The sequence below is a fragment of the Sutterella megalosphaeroides genome (genome assembly GCF_003609995.1).
Taxonomy (GTDB): Bacteria; Pseudomonadota; Gammaproteobacteria; order Burkholderiales; family Burkholderiaceae_F; genus Sutterella; species Sutterella megalosphaeroides.
In genome coordinates, this window is the sequence record NZ_AP018786.1 from 1,941,692 (window position 1) to 1,960,325 (window position 18,634).

16 protein-coding genes are annotated in these 18,634 nt (G+C 61.8%); 4 read left to right on the plus strand and 12 right to left on the minus strand.

Annotated elements, in window-relative coordinates:
* Window positions 1–501 precede the first annotated feature (501 nt).
* The 3 genes from S6FBBBH3_RS07685 to S6FBBBH3_RS07695 all read right to left on the minus strand — a co-directional run bounded on the left by S6FBBBH3_RS07685 (window position 502) and on the right by S6FBBBH3_RS07695 (window position 2,740).
* Window positions 502–1,308, minus strand: a complete 807-nt coding sequence (locus tag S6FBBBH3_RS07685) for a DUF4405 domain-containing protein (protein WP_120177189.1) — start codon at window positions 1,306–1,308, stop codon at window positions 502–504.
* A gap of 4 nt (window positions 1,309–1,312) precedes the next feature.
* A complete protein-coding gene (locus tag S6FBBBH3_RS07690) occupies window positions 1,313–1,981 on the minus strand; it encodes a flavodoxin family protein (protein ID WP_120177190.1) in 669 nt (222 codons plus the stop codon).
* Window positions 1,982–2,107: 126 nt separating this feature from the next.
* A complete protein-coding gene (locus S6FBBBH3_RS07695; protein WP_120177191.1) occupies window positions 2,108–2,740 on the minus strand; it encodes a flavodoxin in 633 nt (210 codons plus the stop codon).
* Window positions 2,741–3,001: 261 nt separating this feature from the next.
* On the opposite strand from S6FBBBH3_RS07695, the gene S6FBBBH3_RS11350 reads away from it, so the two are divergent.
* The 4 genes from S6FBBBH3_RS11350 to S6FBBBH3_RS07705 all read left to right on the plus strand — a co-directional run bounded on the left by S6FBBBH3_RS11350 (window position 3,002) and on the right by S6FBBBH3_RS07705 (window position 4,413).
* A complete protein-coding gene (locus S6FBBBH3_RS11350) occupies window positions 3,002–3,124 on the plus strand; it encodes a hypothetical protein (RefSeq protein ID WP_269460459.1) in 123 nt (40 codons plus the stop codon).
* Window positions 3,125–3,365: 241 nt separating this feature from the next.
* Complete coding sequence (locus tag S6FBBBH3_RS07700; protein ID WP_120177192.1) at window positions 3,366–3,707, plus strand: hypothetical protein; 342 nt, start codon at window positions 3,366–3,368, stop codon at window positions 3,705–3,707.
* A 234-nt stretch (window positions 3,708–3,941) separates the two neighbouring features.
* The gene (locus tag S6FBBBH3_RS11110; RefSeq protein WP_170143882.1) at window positions 3,942–4,103 is read left to right on the plus strand and encodes a hypothetical protein; all 162 of its coding nucleotides are present in this window, start codon (window positions 3,942–3,944) and stop codon (window positions 4,101–4,103) included.
* A 22-nt stretch (window positions 4,104–4,125) separates the two neighbouring features.
* On the plus strand, window positions 4,126–4,413 hold the full coding sequence (locus S6FBBBH3_RS07705) for a type II toxin-antitoxin system HicB family antitoxin (protein WP_120177193.1): 288 nt from the start codon (window positions 4,126–4,128) through the stop codon (window positions 4,411–4,413).
* Window positions 4,414–4,634: 221 nt separating this feature from the next.
* On the opposite strand, the gene nrfD is transcribed toward S6FBBBH3_RS07705, so the two are convergent.
* The 9 genes from nrfD to S6FBBBH3_RS07750 all read right to left on the minus strand — a co-directional run bounded on the left by nrfD (window position 4,635) and on the right by S6FBBBH3_RS07750 (window position 18,421).
* Entirely contained in the window at window positions 4,635–5,516 is an 882-nt protein-coding gene (gene nrfD, locus S6FBBBH3_RS07710; RefSeq protein WP_120177194.1) for an NrfD/PsrC family molybdoenzyme membrane anchor subunit, read from the minus strand.
* Window positions 5,513–6,100, minus strand: a complete 588-nt coding sequence (locus S6FBBBH3_RS07715) for a 4Fe-4S dicluster domain-containing protein (RefSeq protein WP_120177195.1) — start codon at window positions 6,098–6,100, stop codon at window positions 5,513–5,515. The genes nrfD and S6FBBBH3_RS07715 overlap by 4 nt, the downstream gene beginning before the upstream one ends.
* A gap of 19 nt (window positions 6,101–6,119) precedes the next feature.
* Complete coding sequence (locus tag S6FBBBH3_RS07720) at window positions 6,120–8,714, minus strand: molybdopterin-containing oxidoreductase family protein (protein ID WP_120177196.1); 2,595 nt, start codon at window positions 8,712–8,714, stop codon at window positions 6,120–6,122.
* A 734-nt stretch (window positions 8,715–9,448) separates the two neighbouring features.
* A complete protein-coding gene (cybH, locus tag S6FBBBH3_RS07725; RefSeq protein WP_120177197.1) occupies window positions 9,449–10,153 on the minus strand; it encodes a Ni/Fe-hydrogenase, b-type cytochrome subunit in 705 nt (234 codons plus the stop codon).
* A gap of 81 nt (window positions 10,154–10,234) precedes the next feature.
* The gene (locus tag S6FBBBH3_RS07730; protein WP_120177198.1) at window positions 10,235–12,001 is read right to left on the minus strand and encodes a nickel-dependent hydrogenase large subunit; all 1,767 of its coding nucleotides are present in this window, start codon (window positions 11,999–12,001) and stop codon (window positions 10,235–10,237) included.
* Window positions 11,998–13,092, minus strand: a complete 1,095-nt coding sequence (locus S6FBBBH3_RS07735) for a hydrogenase small subunit (protein WP_120177199.1) — start codon at window positions 13,090–13,092, stop codon at window positions 11,998–12,000. Before S6FBBBH3_RS07735 ends, S6FBBBH3_RS07730 begins: the two co-directional genes overlap by 4 nt.
* A 350-nt stretch (window positions 13,093–13,442) precedes the next feature.
* On the minus strand, window positions 13,443–14,321 hold the full coding sequence (locus S6FBBBH3_RS07740) for an NAD(P)H-dependent oxidoreductase (protein ID WP_120177200.1): 879 nt from the start codon (window positions 14,319–14,321) through the stop codon (window positions 13,443–13,445).
* 660 nt (window positions 14,322–14,981) lie between these two features.
* Entirely contained in the window at window positions 14,982–16,367 is a 1,386-nt protein-coding gene (locus tag S6FBBBH3_RS07745; protein ID WP_170143883.1) for a 5-methylcytosine restriction system specificity protein McrC, read from the minus strand.
* Complete coding sequence (locus S6FBBBH3_RS07750; RefSeq protein WP_170143884.1) at window positions 16,364–18,421, minus strand: AAA family ATPase; 2,058 nt, start codon at window positions 18,419–18,421, stop codon at window positions 16,364–16,366. The genes S6FBBBH3_RS07745 and S6FBBBH3_RS07750 overlap by 4 nt, the downstream gene beginning before the upstream one ends.
* Between the last annotated feature and the right edge of the window lie 213 nt (window positions 18,422–18,634).

The window sequence follows — 18,634 nt, forward strand, 5'->3', positions numbered from 1 at the left end:
CACGGCTTCATCGTTCGTCGGCGATGGCACTCCCGAGGCGAAATGTGATTATATCGCTCGACGTACCCGCAAGCTCCGGCGTGATTACACTCATTTGGTCTAACCAGAAGCGTTTCCTGCTTCAGGACGCTCCAGCTAGCCTCACCAGGTAGCGTGCCCAACTGGACCAAGTTGTCCATGGAGGGGCGTCCTGATAAGCCACCCCTAAATGGGCTCCAAGCAAGTTCTGCGATTCGTGGCTCAAATATACGAGCATTCCTACAAGTTCATCCCCCCGAAGGAGCCACAGAAAAGTAACCTAATGAAATTTGCTTATGGCTTTGCGATAAGGGGCTTGGGGGTGATGTCCCCGTTCGATTACCTTCTTCCAGTTTTTATCCCTGCATACAGTATTATATACAAGAATAAAAGCCCTCGAACCAATTCGGTGCGAGGGCTTTGATGTTGGGCATTGATTTTGAGTTTCAGCTTCGAAGAGAGCGAGGCGCTTCCACCCGATCGTTACGCGACCTTCGCCTGCTCGGCTGCCGCCCGGCGCTTCTTCTCCTTCCATTCCTTCGCGACCGACGCCGTACGCTCGACGAGCGCCGCTGTGCCTGCGGCCGCGAGGAAGACCGCAAGGAGGTCCGCGGGCATGGCGGTCGGCCATTCCCCGCGCTCGACCGGGATGTAGGCGTTTTCGAGCGCCATCAGCAGGTCCGCCTCACGCGGCCCGAAAGCGGCAAGCGCCGCCGCCCAGGCCGCAAGCGCGACGCCGACACCCGCCCCCCACGGGGCGCGGGCATGAAGGCGCCGCAGCGACTCCGTCGTCTTCCCGACGAAGACCCCGGCGTGAAGCCCCGCATGGAGCGCCGCAAGAAGGAAGAACCAGACGGAGAGTCCCACGTGCGCCGCCCGGTATTCGAGCGACATCCGCCAGTCTTCGGGCGTGAAGGTCGCAAAAAGCATTTGCGAACACATGACGCCCGAGACGAGCGACGCCGCAAAGGAAAGTGCAAGGAGCGCATTGAGAAGGCGCAACACGATTTCGCGCGCTCCCGCGGGGCGGGGTTTGCGTGCCCGCCCGGGGCGCGCATCCTTCAGCCCCAAAGCACGCCGGCACCATTTGACGTTCACGGCGACGTGAAGGATCACGGGCGCGAGCATCAGAACGCCCGCCGCCTCGTGCGCGATGTTGCCCGTATAGCGGTCAAGCATGAGAAAGGCCAGCACGGCAAGCAGCCCCTGATCGAGGCGCACGCGTCGCTCCCAGGCCGCGGCGGAACCGCCCGCCGTCTGAAAGCACTCGAGAAGTTCGCGGGGGCTCATGGCTTTACTCCGAACGGCAGACGCGCTTCGCGAGTTCGTAGGCGGCGTTCGGAAATTCGGTCCCTTCGCAGCTCGAACGGGTGCCGCTCCCGATCGCGCAGACGCGACCGACGTCCGTCCACCCCATGTAGCGAACGAGCGTCTCATAGTGGTGCTCAAGCGCCGGGAACGTCCAGTCGTTCGTATTCCAGGCAGCCGAGAGCAACACCGCCTCGCGCGGCGAGTGCAGCTGCGAGTTGATCGCGTAGAAGCGGTCGATGACGAGCTTGAGCTGGGCGGAGAACCCGAAGTAGTAGAGAGGCGAACAAAGTACGATCAGGTCCGCGTCGATCAGGTGCGGGTTGAGTTCGAACATGTCGTCGCGGTAGACGCAGTCGGCGGCGCCGAGCCCGCAGTGATCGCACCCGCTGCAAGCCGTAACGCGCTTGAAGGCGGCATCGAAGCGGAAGACTTCCGCCCCGACCTCGCGGGCGCCGCGGATGAATTCGTCGGCAAGCAGAAACGTGGCTCCGCGACGATGCGGGCTCCCGGTCACGATTGTGACTTTCTTGGACGAGCCCGCAGCTCGTGCCGTGCGGGCCGGGAAAAGCGCGCCGCCCGCGGCTGCGGCGGCCGCCCCTTGGAGCAGTCGACGGCGGGGAATCAACGGGATGGTTTTGAGGTCGTCCGTCATGATGAGTGTCCTGAGTGTGCGGTGTTTTTTCGCGGAGCCCCGACCGAAGCAAAAAACAGCGGGCCTCCACGCACGTTGGCGATAGGGGGGGGGGGGTAAACTCCTTGGGGGAAAGCGAAGCCGGCTTTACTTCGCGAGCCACGCGTCGAATTCGTCGAGGCTCCCTTCAAGGGAGGATTCGGTCGTGTGGAATCCTTCTTCGAGCTTCGCTTCGGGGCAGGCTTTGCGAAGATCCGCCCAAGCACCCGAGGGGCCGGAAGAAGCCGAGACGACGAAGGGCTTCACGCGCTTGCCGGCAAGCGGATGATCGGCGAGGAACGTCATGACGGGAACCGAGATGCCGCCCCACCAGTAGGGGGAGCCGAGATACACCGTGTCGTAAGCCGCAAGGTCCGGAATCGCCGTCGCGATTTCGCGGCGTTTGCCGCTCCTCTTTTCCTCACGGGCGATGTCGGTCATGTCGCCGTAATCGGACGCATAGGGTTCGCGCAACTCGAGGCGCAGCAGTTCGCAGCCGAGCTTTTGGGCCGCGCGTTCGGCAAGCGTCGCGGTGTGGTCCGTGCGCGAGAAGAAGATCACGATCGTGCGGCCCGACGGGCTCAAGACTCCCGCAGCATCAGCGGACGCTGCGGCGCGGACCGCACCCGGAACCAGAGCAGCCATCGTGCTTGCGGCACCCGCTGCAAGGAGCGTGCGACGCAACGTCATTACGGACGGGACGACTCGTGCGGTTTCCGCATTCGGGGATTTTCGGGTCATGGCGACTCTCCTTGGAGGACAAACACGGGGGAAAAAATGCGGCGAATCTGAAAACCGGTTCGGCTCGGGCGCTCTTTCGCATCGCGTCCGATTCCGAAGGGCTTCAAACTCATTTTCCTATTCCGCCCCTCCCGTCTCGGCACAAAGGAAATCGATTTCCTGCCCGAAACTCTCTCGCGAAATTGACACCGTTTTTACGCTCGGTCGATTTACGATTTATACGACGTCAACCGTTCCGGACACTTTCCGAAGGAGGCTGTCGTGACCGCTACCACCGTTTTCATTCTCGTCGTCGTCGCGTTCCTCGCCGTGATCGGCTACCGTTGCCTGCCGGCCCTCCCCAAGAGCCTGCGCCGCTCGAAGCGCGAGCCGTTCCCGCACTGAGCTCGCAGGAATCCCTCGGCTTACCCATGAGAGGCTCACGAACCTATCGAAATCCCTGAACGCGCGTTCATATTTCGATACGACTTTCCCTTCCCGAGCCCCTCGAAACGCGCGATAGTAGAGGTGAGGAGAGGCCTGAAAGCGCCCGCCGTAAAGGTATTCCCAAAGGCGTTCCGAAAGGTGTTTGCCGGGCGCGGTTGCATGAACACTGCGAGACTTTCTCCCGAACGGAGGTGGACTTATGACACGCAATCGCTTTACCCGCTCATTTCTTCTCGCGGGTGCATGCACGGCACTTGCGGCCCTCGCGGGCTGCTCGGGGATCCCCATCCAGGAACCCGTCGCGATGGGTGACGGCGTCTACTTGACGAGCGCCTACGGCACGGACTTGTCCGAAGTCAAGGCCGCGCTTTTTGAAAGCGCCGCCGAATTCTGCGACGACGACGATCTGATCCTGCACGTCGAGTCCTTCACGGTCGACGCGGCCCCCGCAGCCGAGATCGAAGATCCCGAGGACGCCGAAAACGAAGACCTGAAGCGCGCGGGCTCCGCCGAACTGCGCTTTTCCTGCCGCAAACCCTGAGTCGCAACGGCCGACGAAGCCCCGGGGATTCCCTGTTGCGAGCTTCGTGAGATACATGTCGGCTTGAGGGTCTGAAGCTACGAGGGCGATCGTATGTCGGTCGCCCTCTTCGTTTGTCCGAGGCAGGCCAATTCGCCGGACGGCGTAGAATGGTCGGACCCACGCTCGCTGTCTGACTTTGGTCCGTCCCGAGCGCACCAACCCGACCGCTCAACCTTTCAACCTACCCGACCCATGCCTCGCAAACGCCACCCCATCGTCGAAAACGGCGGCCTGGCCGTTCTCGCCTTTGCCATTTTCCTGCTCGTCGGCACGCAGCCTTCGGAAGCCTTCCTTTATGCGGCGCTCCTCTTTGCCGCCGCGTACGGGATCGACCGGCTGAAGCAGAGAAAGTAAGCACCTACTCACTGCAATCGCCATGAAGTATCCCGTTGCCGTTTGGAAGTCCGAAGAAACGGAACCCCTCGCCTACACCGCCGTCGTGCCCGACCTGCCGGGCGTCGTCACCGAGGTCGATGCTTTCGAAGAGATCGAGGCCGCGGTTCGCGAGGCAGCCGCCGGTTGGATGGAAGCCGAGCGCGATGCGGGAGCCGTCATCCCGGAGGCTTCGTCCGTTGAGAAGTATGCGAACGAGGAAGAATACGCCCGCTCTACGTGGCTTCTCGTTGAACTCGACAACGAAGTGCCGCACGCCTCAACACTCTGACGCCTGAGAACGGCTTCGGCCCGCCCGTCGAGCAACACATGCTCAACCTCCTTTTGCGAGCGACCTCCCGTTACAAGCGAATCGCCCGTTCTTCGATCTCGGCTCGGGTCTTTCAAAAAATTTCGGGGGCGCACCGTTTCTCGGTGCGCCCCCGCTCTTTCAGGAGGTTTCGGACGCATCCCTCAACCCGCAAGCGGGCGAAGGAGGCGTCTTCTCATTCATCAGAAGAGGATCGGCTCGAAGTACCCCGCAAAGAGGACCGACGCACGAAGGGCGAGAGCCCCGAGGATCGCGCAGAGGCCGCCGAGAAGAGCCGCGGTGTGGTTCTTCGCGAAGGAGAGAAGCATCGGAACAACGATCCCGACGCCGACCGCACCCGCCCAGAAGAGGGTCGAGGCGTCGCCCGAGACGAGGCTCTGAGCACCTGCGACCGACCCCGGCGTCCCCTGGAAGGCGACGTGTACGAAGGCAAAGAGCACGAACGCTTCGCCGAGGTGCACGATCGTCGCGGCCGTCGGCACCCACGTGCGTTCCCCGCCTTCGAGGCACCGCGTTGCGGTCATGACTTCGACCGTGCCGAGGGCGCACGCGAGACCGGAGAAGATCCAGAGGATCGGAAGCGCACCCGTCGTCCAGAGGGGAACGCCCACGGCCTGCGTGAGAAGGAACCCCGAGTAAGCGGTCGCCGCCACCCCGAGGACCGCGTCGAAGAGGAACATCCCCTTCGATTCGGCACAGGAGGAGACTTCGCCCGCCTTTTCGGCACGCCACATCACCCAGGCCTGCAGGATCGTGACGACGCAAAGCACCGCCAGGATGCAGATCCCGATGAACATCCAGCTCGTGAAGTTGAACTTCCATTCGATGAGCGCGTTGATCGCCGCCATCGGGAGGTTCAGCATGCGGGCCAAGTGGGAGACGACGAGAAGCGTCCCCACGAGCGCCGCGCCCGTGGCGAGGTAGTGCAAGCGGCGCGACTTCAGCCAGTAGTTCACCGTGAGGCTCATCCCCGAGAGACCCACGAACCAGAGGAAGAAGGCGATCGTCCAACCCCAGTGGCTCGTTGCGGCCTGCCGGGTCAATTCCATGTATTCGTAGGTCATTTGCTCACCACCACAAAGAAGTTGGGCTTCGTACCCTTTTCGGGGAGAAGCTTTTCAGACTTGACCGCGCGAAGCTTCCGCGAGATCGGGCTCTCGGGGTCCGACACGTCGCCGAACATGCGGGCGTGCACGGGACAGACCGCAACGCACGCGGGGTCCTGACCCTGCTCGACGAGTTCGTGACAGCCTTCGCCCATGCACTTCATCGGCAGACCCGTTTCCGGGTGCGACCAACGCACGTCGTAGGGGCAGGACGCAATGCAATAGTTGCAACCCACGCAGCGCGAGGGGTCGGTCTTCACGAGCCCCGTTTCGGGGTCGTGATAGTTCGCCCCGAAGGGGCAGGTCGAGATGCAGGGCGCGTTTTCGCACTGCTGACACTGCACGAGGATCTGCACCGGGCGCCGTGCGCGCTCGACCGTCACCTTGCGGATGTTCGACGGGAGCCACTCCCAACCGGCCACTTCACCCGTCAGCATGTCGGGATAATTCGTCTGCGCGCACGCGACGATGCACGCCGAGCACCCGACGCACTGCGTGGCGTCGAAGAGGTGCGCGAGTTTCTTTTGTTTCTTGTCCGTCATTCTCGGATCTCCTTCGGCCTCAGAGGCGCTTCACGCGCACGGAGCTGTTGTTCGCGAGGTTGCCGCAGACGGGCTGCGCGAAGCCCGTGGCGAACCAGTGCGAGTTGATGCCTTCGCGCACCCAGGCGTATTCGGGCGGGAGGTTCTTCGTGCGAACGCCCCCGGAGAAGCCGTGCGAGAAAAGGCTCCCCGGCATGACGCGGTTCGTGACCGTCACGCGCGCTTCGCCCTTGACGCCCGTGTCGATACCCGTCACTTCGATCATGTCCCCGGTCGAGATCCCGAGACGTTCGGCGTCGACGGGGTGCATCCAAAGCGTCCGGTCCCCGAGGAACTTCGTGGGCCACGTGAAGATGGTCACCCCGGAGCACGACGCGCTGTCCTTCCCCGAGACGAGGAAGAATTCGTCCGAACGGGGTTTCGGCTGCGTGTAGGCCTTCGGGTATTCGAAGTCGGTGAGACCCTTCAAACCCTTGTCCCGGTACTTCGACGCGCAGAGGAAGGAGACGATTTCGGGCTTCCCGGTGGGCGTGCCGAAGGGCTTCTTGTAGGGATAGACCCCGAACTTCTTTTCGGCCGTACGGCACCAACCCTTTTCGGCGATTTCGGCGGCGATGCGGTCGCCTTCGCCGGGCTTCGATTCGTTCTTCGACGCGATGAACTTCGCCCAGGCCTTTTCGGTCATGCCGTCGAACCACGCCTTCCATTCTTCGGTCGTGCGGCATTCCTTCGCATAGCCCAAACGATCGGCGGCGCGGTCCGGATAGGCGCGGCGCAGGATTTCGCAGAACTGCCAGATTTCATGGCGCGCTTCACAGCCTTCGGGAGGCGTGAGACCGGCGCTGTTCAACTGGATGTTGCCGTCGAGCGCCCACTTCACACCCGCGTACTCGTGCCATTCGAGGAACATCGTGGACGGCAACACATAGTCCGCGTAGTCGATGATTTCGTGCGGGAGGATGTCCTGCACGACGAGGAGTTCGAGCGCGCGCAGGGCTTCCGCCATGCGGTTCGAATTCGCTTCGCGGTGGAACATGGTCGAGCCCGTCACGAAGACGGCACGAACGGGATAGGGCTTCTCGTGCAGAATCGCTTCGAAGACGGCCGAGAAGGTGCCCGAGCTTTCGGGGTAGATTTCCTTGTCGAGGGCCTTCCCGAAGGGAATTTCCCAGGTCTGACCGGCGGGGCCCTTCCCCTTCGTGCCGCTCGAGGACGCAGAAGGCATCTTGAGGCCGCCGCCCTGAGTGACGACAAAACCTCCCTTCTGATCGAGCGAACCCGTAAAGAGGTTCAAAGCGCTCATCAGCTGATAGGCTTCGTTGTCGTTCCCGTTGCGCGACGAATACCAACCGTCGTCGCAGACGCCGCCCAACGTAAAGAATTCGCGCGCGACCGTCGCGATCCGCTCGGCGGGAATCCCCGTCACGGCGGAAGCTTCTTCGGGCGTCCACTTCGAGGCCGTACGGGCAAAGACCGCATAGGCCGTTTCGACCTCAAGCGTCGCACCGTTCGGACCCGTCACGGTACCCGTGAAGTCGAGGTCGGGATCGACCCCTTCGGGTTGCGCAAAACCCGTGACCGTCCCCTTTTCGTCCTTGACTAGCCCCATGGGGCGAAGCTCGCCGGAGGTCTTGTCCATCACGACGAAGGCCGTGCCGTCCGTCGCACTCGGGCAGCATTCGGCGGCCGTCACGGGCTTCATGGAGTCCTTCTCGACAAGGTAGGGAGCGTTCGTCCACTTCGCGAGGAACGCGCGGTCGACGAGGTTTTCGCGGATCGCAACGTTCACGAGCGCGTAGATGAAAGCCGAGTCCGTACCCGGCTTGATGGGGAGCCACTCGGCGTCGCCGAACGCCCCTTCGGGCATGCGCGGATCGACGAAAAGCACGCGGGCACCCTGTTGGCGGGCGCGGGCGAGGACGCTCGAAACGCCCATGGCGCAGTTGAGCGTTCGACCGATGCAAAGGAGGTACTTCACGCGTTCGTAGTCGGGTTCGACCTTGCCGGCGCTGTCAAAGCCTTTGCCGAACACCATGCGACGCCCCATGACGGAGGCGCTGTTGCAGGTCGAGCTGTGCCCGATCACGTTCGGGGTGCCGAGCGCCGCACCGAACCACTTCTGCATCGAGGAGAAGTTGTGGCTCGTCATCGCGACGGCGCGTTCGCCGTCCTTTTCGCAGATCGCCTTCACCTTGGCGGCGATTTCGTCGAGCGCCTGATCCCAGGAAATTTCTTCGAACTTCCCTTCGCCCTTGGCGCCCACGCGCTTCATGGGCTTCTTCAGGCGCAAGGGATGCGCCCAGGCCCAGACGGCGGACGCCCCGCGGGCGCAGCAGCCGCGCTGCGGGTGCGAGGGGTTCGGCATGATCTTGACCGTCTGAGGCGTGAAGGGTTCGCCCTTCTTGTGCATGGCCAGAAGGCCGCAGTAGCCGCCGCAAACGTTGCAGGCGCAGGGACGCGCCTCCCAACCTTCGGATTTCAACTGCGCGACTTCGGCTTCGAGCGTCGACCAGGGGACGGCCGCACCCGCAACCGTCGCACCCGCCGCGCCGAGGAACGTACGGCGGGAAAGCTTGGGGAGAACCGTAGCGCTTTCCTTGGTGTTCTTCGTCATGGTGGAATCTCTCCTTAAGTTGCCGCTCCGTCGCTCGGGAAGGAAGAGGGCCCCCTTTCGAGGCGGGCGGCTCGTTCGTGCTTCGTTTCGGGCTTTTTTCCGGGGGTCTCTGCCGCAACTTTCCCTGCGGCTCACGGAAAACGCGCCGAACGACCGCCTCACACTAAAGTAAAGGCCCTACCTTCGTATGTGCGTATTTGTGCGTAGGATCGGCTAACCCGCTATTCCTTTTAAACATAACGAAAATCCTCAACTTTTTGCTTAATCCTTTCCGCCTACCCTATCCGCTTCAAAAACATGAGATTTTTCTGTGAAACGGCCGTTTTCGACCTTTTGCAAGGTTCCGAATTTCCGACAAAATCCGTCGACTATCGAGCCATATATTTTTATTATCTCCGTCTATGGGTAGGACGCGACGCGCATGAAGCAGCCCGGGGCGCGATGCTTCGAAAGGCGCATAAACACGGAAGAGTTGCAGGACGGGCGGCTCGCCCGGAGAGGTGTCGGGAAGCCGTCGGCGAGACGTCGAAGGGCGTCGCACGTACCGAGAGAGGCGACGGGAGGCGAGGAAGACGGAAGAGGAAGGGGGCCGCAAAGGAAGAAACCCCGTCCGGGATGCGGTATCCCGAACGGGGTTCGTGTTGTCGCGCTTTGGTACGGTCCTGCGGCTTCGGGGAGGGAGAACGCTCCCTTGAAGCCGCAGGGGCTCGCGCAGCCTTTCGCGATTCAAGCGCTCAGTGGCCCTTGAACATGCGAAGGCCCGTGCTCATCGACGAGAGGGTCGTAGCACCCCCCATCACGTCTTCGCGGAAGCTCATGTAGATGTGAGCGATCGAGAAGAGGATGAAGACGTACATGAGCGCGTGGTGCACCGTACGAACGGCCTGCGCGTCGCCGAAGAGCGTGAAGACCCAACCGAAGTAGGTCATCCAACCCGTATCCCACCCCCAGGCCTGGGCGTAGAGCGCGAGACCCGTGATGATGATGAGGAAGGACCCGAGCACGAACATCGCGAACATCGCGAGCTGCGCCAGGGGGTTGTGCCCCGCGTACTCCGGAGCGGTCTTCTTCATGAAGAGGTAGTAGGCGACCTGCGAGAAGACGCCCTTCCACCACTTGAAGGACCACAGAGGCGGCAGGAAGATCATGCGGGCGTAGCGGTTCCCGACCGCGGCCCAGTAGAGGCGATAGACGAAAAGCCCCGTAAAGACGATGCCGGCGACGAAGTGGGCGAGACGCACGTAACCGAAGTCGTACGTCGACCACGTATCGCCGATATTCGCCGTGAGCGGAGCCCCGATCAGAAAGCCCGTGACGATCATCACGGCCATTGCGATCGCCATCGCCCAGTGCCAGACGCGCACGGGTGCTTCCCACACGTAGATGGGATGCGTTCCCGCGGAAACGTCGACCTCGAAGGTGACCGGATCGATTTTCATATCTAACTCCTTTGAGTTCCGGGGAGGCGGGGCGAAGCCAAGCGGCGCGCCCTCCTCCCGCGGCCCTCGTCGTTATCGGGCTCAGCGAACCCGCACGCGGCAGAGTTCTTCACCCTCGGGGTTGTAGAGATGCGTCGCGCACGCGAGACACGGGTCGAAACTGTGAATCGTGCGGATGATCTCGAGGGGACGTTCCGGATCCGCCACGGGCGTACCGATCAGGGACGACTCGAACGCGCCCAGAGCGCCTTCGGGCGAACGCGGCGACGCGTTCCACGTGGTCGGCACGATCGCCTGCCAGTTGGCGATGCGCGTATCCTTGATGACGCACCAGTGACCGAGAGCCCCGCGCGGCGCTTCGCAGAAGCCCACGCCGCGGCATTCCTTCGGCCACGTCTTCGGCTCCCAGAACTCCATGTTCGCCGCCGCTTCGTCGCCCGCCTTGATGTTGGCGGTGAGGTCGTCGACGTACTGAACCATCTTCTGAGCCGCCCAACGGCATTCGAGCGCGCGGGCCGCGTGACGACCGAGCGTCGAGAAGACCGCTTCGAGCGGGAGGTTGAGTTCCTGCAGAAGGCCGAGCGCGGGTTCCTTGATGTGCGGAACGTTCTTCGCGACGCCCATGACGAGGCGGGCGAGCGGACCCACTTCCATCATGTGGCCCTTCCAGCGCGGCGACTTGATCCAGGAGTACTTGCCGTCGGCCGAGAGCCACTTGAACTTCGTCTTCGTGCCGTCCGAGCCCGGAGGAAGTTCGAAGGCCTGGTCCGTGACGCCTTCCCAGGGGTGCAGACCCTTGGCGGCATCGGGGTACTTGTACCAGGAGTGGTCGACGTATTCCTGAATCTGTTCGAGGTCGCGCAGATCGACGTCGTGAACTTCGTCCAACTTCCCGTCGATGATGGCGCCGCGCGGGAGTTGCAGGCTCGCATCCGACCAGTCGTTCGCGACTTCGGGGAAGTCGCCGTAGCAAAGGACGTTCTTGCCGGAAAGGCCCCCGCCCACCTTGAACCACTCGGGGTAGAAGGAAGCGATCGCCTTGATGTCGGGCAGATACACGTTCTCAACCATTTCGAGCGACCGCTTCGCGATGTCGCGCATGTAGTTGAGGGTGACTTCGTTCACCATCGTACCCTGAGCGCCCGTGTCGTGGACGTTGATCGGGCAGGCGACGCCGCCGACCAAGTAGTTCGGGTGCGGGTTCTTGCCGCCCAGAATCGTGTGGATGCGCACGATTTCCTTCTGGAAGTCGAGCACTTCGAGGTAGTGCGTGACGGCAAGGAGGTTCACCGCGGGCGGAAGCTTCATTTCCGGGTGACCCCAGTAGCCCTTGTTGAAGATGCCGAGCTGACCCGAAGCGACGAACTTCTTCAGGCGATTCTGCACGTCGCGGAAGTACCCGACCGAAGCGAGCGGATGCTTCGGGGAGATCTTCTGCTGCAGGTCGGCCGTTTCGCGGGGATCCGCATCGAGAGCGCTCACCACGTCGACCCAGTCGAGGGCCGAGAGCTGATAGAAGTGCACGATGTGGTCGTGTACGTAGAGGGTCGCGTTCATCAGGTTGCGGATGATGTTCGCGTTCTTCGGGATCTTGATCCCGATCGCGTCTTCGACGCTGCGAACGGCGGCGAGAGCGTGGATGCCCGTGCACACGCCGCAGATGCGTTCCACGAACGCCCAGGCGTCGCGCGGATCGCGCCCTTTGAGAATCACTTCAAGCCCGCGCCACATGGTGCCCGTGCTCATCGAGTCCGCAATGCGGTTGTCTTCGCCCAGCAACGCCTGCACGCGAAGGTGACCTTCGATGCGGGTGACGGGGTCGACGACGATACGGCGTTCGTTGCTCATTCCTTGCCTCCGATTTCCTTATTCGTCTTGTTGCGGGCCTGTGCGACCGCGCTCAAAGCAGCGTGTGCGGCCGCGGCGGCGCCGACGACGGCAACCGTCGCCAACCCCACCTTGTCGACCGTCGATTCGACGCCGCCCCAGCCCGGGGGCAGAACCGTCGTTTCGTGTTCGTAGAAAGAGCCCTTATCAAAGAAGTTCGGTTCCGAGCAACCGATGCAACCGTGACCCGACTGAACCGGCCACGAGAGACCTTCGTTCCAGCGAACCGTGGAGCAGGCGTTGTAGGTCGTCGGCCCCTTGCAGCCCACCTTGTAGAGGCAGTAGCCGAGCTTCGCCCCGAGGTCGTCGAACTGCTCGACGAACTGGCCCGCGTCGAAGTGACCGCGGCGGTAGCACTTGTCGTGGATGCGCTGGCCGTAGAACATCTTCGGACGCCCCATGCGGTCAAGCGGCGGCAGACGGTCGTAGGTGAGGATGTAGGTGACGACGGCCGTCATCACTTCCGGAATCGGGGGGCAACCCGGGACGAGCACGATGGGCTTATCCTTGATGATTTCCGTAATCGGCACGGCGTGCGTCGGATTCGGCTTCGCCGCCTGCACGCAACCCCACGAAGCGCAGGAACCCCAGCCGATCACGGCCTTGGCGTCCTTGGCGACGTGCTTGATCTTGTCGAGGAAGATTTCCCCGCCCGGGATGCAGTTGACGCCGTCGTCGGCAAGCGGAACGTTCCCTTCCACGGCGAGGATGTAGTTGCCCTTGTACTTCGTGATCGTCTCTTCGAGGGCTTCTTCGGCCTGCGCGCCCGCCGCGGCCATGATCGTGTCGTCGTAGTCGAGCGAGATCATGGAAAGGACGAGGTCCTTGGCGACGGGGGTGTAGGAACGAATGAAGGATTCCGTGCAGCACGTGCATTCAAGCCCGTGCAGCCACACGACGGGCGTGCGGGGTTTCGTCTCCATCGCCTGAGCGATTTCCTGAGCGCCCGCGTTGCCGAGCCCGAGGCTCGCTGCCGTGAGCGAGCAGAACTGCAGGAAGCTTCGCCGGCTCACGCCCCGGCGGCGAAGAGCTTCGTATTGCGTTTCAAACATAGGGGTTCTCCCACGCATTGTTTTTATCCGGACCGAAAGACCGAAGGACTTCGCACCGGGCGACGGTGTTTTGCTCTCGAAGTCCTCCGCCCTTTCGGGCAAAGGAACGGACGACGGATGAGACATCCGCCCGACCTCCTCACTTTGAAGGTTAACGGGAGAGTCCGCGCGAAACCATTGGTCGAAACAACGGTTTTGCTTGTTTATTCATAGTTATTTGGTACTAGGCGGAGGTAGAAACAGAAGGCCGGCGTACGAAAAACGGCTCCGAAGAGCCGTTGGGTGGTGTTGGGGATGTCGGGCGTACGGCAAACGGAGCGACGGTTTTCCTGCCGCCCGATGCCGGTCGATTACTTGAGACCGAAGTTGCGGTCAAGCGACGCCTTCAGGTCGTCGCGCAACTTCTGCAACTTCTCGGCATAGTCCGCATCGTGGTTCCCGGGCGTGCGGTCGTTGACGAACTGACCGAGGTTCTTCACGCCCCAGAAGCCCGCCGTATCGTCCCAAACAGTCTTGTACGCCGTCATGTAGCTGTCCCAGATCGGGTTCGACTTCTCGCCCGCCTTCTGCGGGATGCCATCGCCAACGGAGCCTCGGCCCATGCCGACCCAGCCCGCATTCATAATGAGAAAAATGCCCTTGTCCTTCAAAAGGCCTTCGAGGCCCTTCTCGGTGTCGCGGTAAGCGAACTGCTTCGAGAAGACGCGTTCCGTATAGCCCTTCGTGATGGCGTTCGGCGAATCGTGCCAGTTCGGGTAGCAGAAGACGATGTAGTCGGCCGCAGAGACGATAAGCTGCTCGACCGCCACGTCCTTCGGCGCGGGACCGAACCCGTCCTTCGCATGGAAGAAGGATTCGAGCGGAAGAACGGGATTGAAGCCGATTTTGTAAAGGTCGCGGATTTCGACTTCGAGGCCCTTCTCCATGAAGTGCTTCGCAGCGGTGTTGACAAGGTCCCACTCGACCGATTCATGCCGGGGATCGCCCACCACGAAAAGCACGCGCTTCGCCTTCCCGTCGCGGGTAAAACCGTTCGGAACAATCTTTTGACGAAGTTTCTCGGGCACGACGGACGCGGACGTCACCGCATCGACGTTTTCGGGCATGGCTCCGCCCTGAATATTGACTTTGACGGTGGCGCCGCTTACCGCTTCCGGAGCAGCTTGGAGGGCGGGGGCGGCAAGGGCCGCGGCGGCGGCACAGACGAGAGCGCAAACGGACTTTTGCATGGTTCTTCCTCTTTTTTTCCCGGGTCGTGATCGATGACGACGATCCGGAAACACGCGCGGCGGAGCCGAAAGAAGCGCACGAGCGAGGAAATCCGCAAGGCCGAATGCGTCGGTGCGTGCGAAGCACTTGGGCACTTCAACATGCATCCGACGGTCGAGCGACCCGAAAAGCCCGACCGTCCAAGAGAATCCTCGGTCTCGGGCGGTGTGGTGAACCGAGCGCAGGCGGCGCTTCCGAGATCGAACAAACAGTGCTTCTCGCGACGGCGAACGTTAAGGAGGCGGCAAGAGCCTTGCCTCTAGCGGGTAGCCGGCGAGTATTCTACCGTCCGACCTTAAGCCACAAACCCCGTGTTAACACCGAATTATTCGAATCTCCATCCCCGAAAAAACCCGAACCTTCCGACGAAAAACGTGCTCCTCCGAACGTTCGGAGAGCACGTTTCAAATGATCCCGCACGGGCGCTCGGGCGGCGTCGATGCGGGGCGGATCGGGGCGGCGGGAAGTACGGATGAGCCTTACTTCGCTACGGCCTTCTTGTCCTTCTCAGCCGACTTCGTAACGTCGTTCACGCCCTCGGGCGCGACGACGAGGTGCACGCCCTTGTTCGAGAGCACGAACGGCACTCCGGCGGTTTGACCGAACCTCCGGCCGTCGAGCTACACCGACCGCTCCGGCAACCGCAACCCGATCTTGAAGAAGTCCGCCCAACCCGACACGCGTTCGACAGCTTCAAGACGCAGTTCAGCCTCCGGCGCGTTCTGGTCCGAATAGATGATGAGGCAGGGAACGATGCGCTTCGGATCGGGAAGCCCCCAGTCGACCAGACGTTCGATCACCCTCTCAAGGCGCGCATAGCCCGAGAGCTGGCGAGCATCCTCCTTGAGGACACTCTGGCAGGCATAGCGGGGCTTGTATTTGGCATCGGCGATGAAAAAGCCCCGAAGGCACCCCGTAGCCTCAACGCTCTTACAGAGGAAGTCGAGCTCCTGATAGTGATAGCGCCCGTGGTGCTCGACCCAATTCCCGGCCGACTTCGGCAAGGCCTGTCTAAGCTTCCGAAAGGCATAGAGCTCGAAAAGCTTCGTCATGTTGATCGTGTGCGGCGGGACGTTGCTTTGGGGCGCAATGCCCTCAACAGACGTCCGCTCGAACCCGCGCGCGCCGAGTTTCAGAATTTGGGAGGAAAGCGCGAGTGCCGTGACGTAGTCTCGAAAGAGGGGATTGCCCGACGCGTGACGCGCCACGCAGTCTGCATCAAACGCGGTGACCGGTGTGTCCGCTACGGACTCAAACGCCCGAAGCGCGAGCCGCGCACTTTCGATCAAGGGCGTCACATCAACATCGAACCGCCGATCCACGCGTTGGAGTTCGCCGAATACGATCCGAAGCGCCGCCTTGAGCGTTCGGTTCTCGGGGATGTCCGCATCAAAACAAGGGTAGCGGCACGTAAGTTGGTCGGAGAGGCGGGGCGAGCGGCGCTTCACCAACGTCTCGGAGAGAAGCACCCGCCCCTTGAACTTGCGTTGGAAGACTTCCTTTTTTTCATGGAAGCCGCGGCGCAACCCCTTTCGGACGATGCGCCCCATCACCGCCAGAAACTCGGTGAAGAGAAAGAGCCGAAGCCCGTCGAGTGCGCTTGGAAGCGGAACCTCGGGCACCTCGAAATCGACGTCAAGGAGACCGCTCAGATGATCGAGATTCTCGGGATCGCGCAAGGCCTCGCGAAGGATTGCAAGGATGTCGATCGTGCGCAGTTCCGTATTGAGCTTGGGCTCCACCTGAAGAGCGAGCACCCCGGGCACCACCCAGACGACTCCGACGAAGTAGCTCGATTGCACCCGCAGGCTAATCGCATCCGGACTACCCTTCTTCTCGACAACGAGTGCCGGCGCTTCGTCGCTCGCCCCTTGGTGCACCAGGCACCGCAATTCCCCCGCAGGAAGATCACGCAGTTCCCGATAGACGTCGCGCCCGAGCTGCGTCTCCGTCAACGTGACGGTGTTGTCAAAGTGCTCGGGCACGGTGAAGACGAAGGGTCTCACAAGTCGAGCTCCTCTTCCATCGCACGGATGCGAGCGAGCGCTTCGGGCTTCAAGACGCCATCGCGAACGTACTCGAGAAGCAGGGGCTTCACCTCGTAGCGCCACCGCATGCGGCGCACTGCAGGCGTCGCCATGAGGAAGTACGAGTGCCCGATCCGGACATCCGCCGGATCAAATTCCTCGGAGAGCGTCTCGCGATTCGGCGCCGAGTCCTCGACGTCGGGGTTTTCGACAAAGAGGCTGCTCACTTTGCGGAAAAGTGCCGTCTCGAAATCGGGATGATCGAGCACGGTCGGGTGCAAGGTATAGAAGCCAAAGCGACGGCGCAGGGCATAGTCGAGCGAACCGACGCTACGGTCGGCCGTGTTCATCGTGCCGATCACGTAGAGGTTTTTCGGTACCGTGAAGCGGTCCTTCGAGTAGGCGAGCGTCGCGCTCTCTTCGTCCGCACCACCCTCTCGCTTGTCGACTTCAAGCAACGTGATGAGTTCGCCGAAGATCTTCGCGATGTTCCCGCGGTTGATCTCATCGATCACAAGCACGTAGGGAACTTCGATCGTCGGGGTCTTCATCACACCCCGCGCCTTGAGGAAGTCCTTCACCTTCTGGATTGTAAAGCGCCGGGAGATCGAATAGACCGTACTGCGCGTGAAGCTGTAGCCGTTCATCTCCTCGCGAACACTCATGGGTTCGCCCTTCCAGAGCCAACGCACCGACCGCGATCGGCGGTAGCCGAGACCGCCGTCGTCGTCTAACCACTCGTAGTCGCCCGTCACGATCCCGACCGCGTCCGTACACGTATCCGAACGGCAGGACACGACGACATCGCCCACGGCCATGCGATTGATGAAGGCATTCAAAGGTTTGGCGCCGCTTTTCTTTGCTTCGATTTCATCCGTCGGGTCTTCGCCGTATTCGTCCCATCCGATGCGGATGCGGTTATTTTTGAGGCAGTCCGTGCGCAACGAGTTCTCTTGTGCATTGGCCAATGAAACCTTCCAGACACGCGCGTCCGCGCGCAACGTTTCTCTTGATGCAGAAGGTGCTTCGTTGCCAATCGCTGCGCTTTCGCAAATGCGCTTGAAGATGCCTGCTTCGAGCTGAAATTCGCGGCCGGCGGTCGCATCGTCATCCGCCGGATCCACAGGCTTCCAGCCTTCGACGAAATCCTCGTAGTCAAGCGACGGATGGAAAGTGGTGAAGACGACGCGTCCTTCGGCAGTGAGCTTCTTGTAAGCCTCCATCACCTTTGTCCGGTCATCGCCGCGCTTCGTGGCGCCGCAAAGCCGCGCGACGAGCTCGGGGACGACGTACGTCTTCCCCGTCCCCGGCGCGCCTTGAAGCACGATGGCCTTACGGAAGCGCAGGAGATCGAGCATCTCTTCCGTTGCGTCGGGCTCGTTGTCCGCCTTTTCGTCCGCCATCGCATCGGCATCGTGGGCCAGCAAGGGCGTCATAACCGCATAGGCAGCATCCCAGTAGTCGGTCTTGGGCTTCTTGGCGCGCAGAGCCATGAAGCGCTCTTCGCCCTCCGCCCAGGAAGGAAGGTCTTTCCCGTAGATCGTCTGCATGGAGGTGTACGACGTCACGGGGAGCAGGAAGGGTGCCTCGATCGGCTGGTAGAGGATTGCGATCTTGCGTTGCACGACCGAAGAGAAGACAGGCCCCTTTTCGTTCTCGAGTTCCTTCAAGCGCTCCCAGTTATTCGTGCTGGCCGCTTGGGCGGTGGCGACGATGACGCGCTTCAGACGTTCGAACGCAACCAGAGGATCGGGGTCGAGTCGGTGGTCGACCCAATAGTCCTCTGTCTTCTTCGAAAAGTAGATCCCGTGCTTGTCGGGCGAACAGTCCCCGAGGCTACAGAGGCTGAGCGTCCCGCATTCAAGCCACCAACTGAAGGTGTGCTCGTCAGTTCCGATGGCGTACTCCTCTAGCGTCATGTGCTCAAGCTTTTCGAGCGGCCAGGCATCGAGAAAATCTTTCCAGACCTTCGTCGCTTCGGTACGCCAATCGGTGACGGAATGTTGAAAGGGTGTGATGCAGCGACGTGCCATGGTTACCTCCGGGAGAGTTGGTGAGTAGAGGGGCTTTGTCGATTGTAGCTCCCTGCTGAGTCGCGGGCGGTGGGGTTCGTCGTCGTACAGCTCCGCTTCGAAGGGTCCGTCTGGATACAAAACAAACATCACCAAGGACTATTCCGTATACGGAACGAACCTATCGAAGAACGTTAAGGAGGCGGCCGAGAGCCGTGCCTCTAGCGGGTAGCC

Coding starts and splice junctions, on each gene's coding strand:
- S6FBBBH3_RS07685 (WP_120177189.1), bottom strand. CDS start 1,308: ATGAGCCCCCGCGAACTTCTCGAGTGCTTTCAGACGGCGGGCGGTTCC.
- S6FBBBH3_RS07690 (WP_120177190.1), bottom strand. CDS start 1,981: ATGACGGACGACCTCAAAACCATCCCGTTGATTCCCCGCCGTCGACTG.
- S6FBBBH3_RS07695 (WP_120177191.1), bottom strand. CDS start 2,740: ATGACCCGAAAATCCCCGAATGCGGAAACCGCACGAGTCGTCCCGTCC.
- S6FBBBH3_RS07700 (WP_120177192.1), top strand. CDS start 3,366: ATGACACGCAATCGCTTTACCCGCTCATTTCTTCTCGCGGGTGCATGC.
- S6FBBBH3_RS11110 (WP_170143882.1), top strand. CDS start 3,942: ATGCCTCGCAAACGCCACCCCATCGTCGAAAACGGCGGCCTGGCCGTT.
- S6FBBBH3_RS07705 (WP_120177193.1), top strand. CDS start 4,126: ATGAAGTATCCCGTTGCCGTTTGGAAGTCCGAAGAAACGGAACCCCTC.
- nrfD (WP_120177194.1), bottom strand. CDS start 5,516: ATGACCTACGAATACATGGAATTGACCCGGCAGGCCGCAACGAGCCAC.
- S6FBBBH3_RS07715 (WP_120177195.1), bottom strand. CDS start 6,100: ATGACGGACAAGAAACAAAAGAAACTCGCGCACCTCTTCGACGCCACG.
- S6FBBBH3_RS07720 (WP_120177196.1), bottom strand. CDS start 8,714: ATGACGAAGAACACCAAGGAAAGCGCTACGGTTCTCCCCAAGCTTTCC.
- cybH (WP_120177197.1), bottom strand. CDS start 10,153: ATGAAAATCGATCCGGTCACCTTCGAGGTCGACGTTTCCGCGGGAACG.
- S6FBBBH3_RS07730 (WP_120177198.1), bottom strand. CDS start 12,001: ATGAGCAACGAACGCCGTATCGTCGTCGACCCCGTCACCCGCATCGAA.
- S6FBBBH3_RS07735 (WP_120177199.1), bottom strand. CDS start 13,092: ATGTTTGAAACGCAATACGAAGCTCTTCGCCGCCGGGGCGTGAGCCGG.
- S6FBBBH3_RS07740 (WP_120177200.1), bottom strand. CDS start 14,321: ATGCAAAAGTCCGTTTGCGCTCTCGTCTGTGCCGCCGCCGCGGCCCTT.
- S6FBBBH3_RS07750 (WP_170143884.1), bottom strand. CDS start 18,421: ATGGCACGTCGCTGCATCACACCCTTTCAACATTCCGTCACCGATTGG.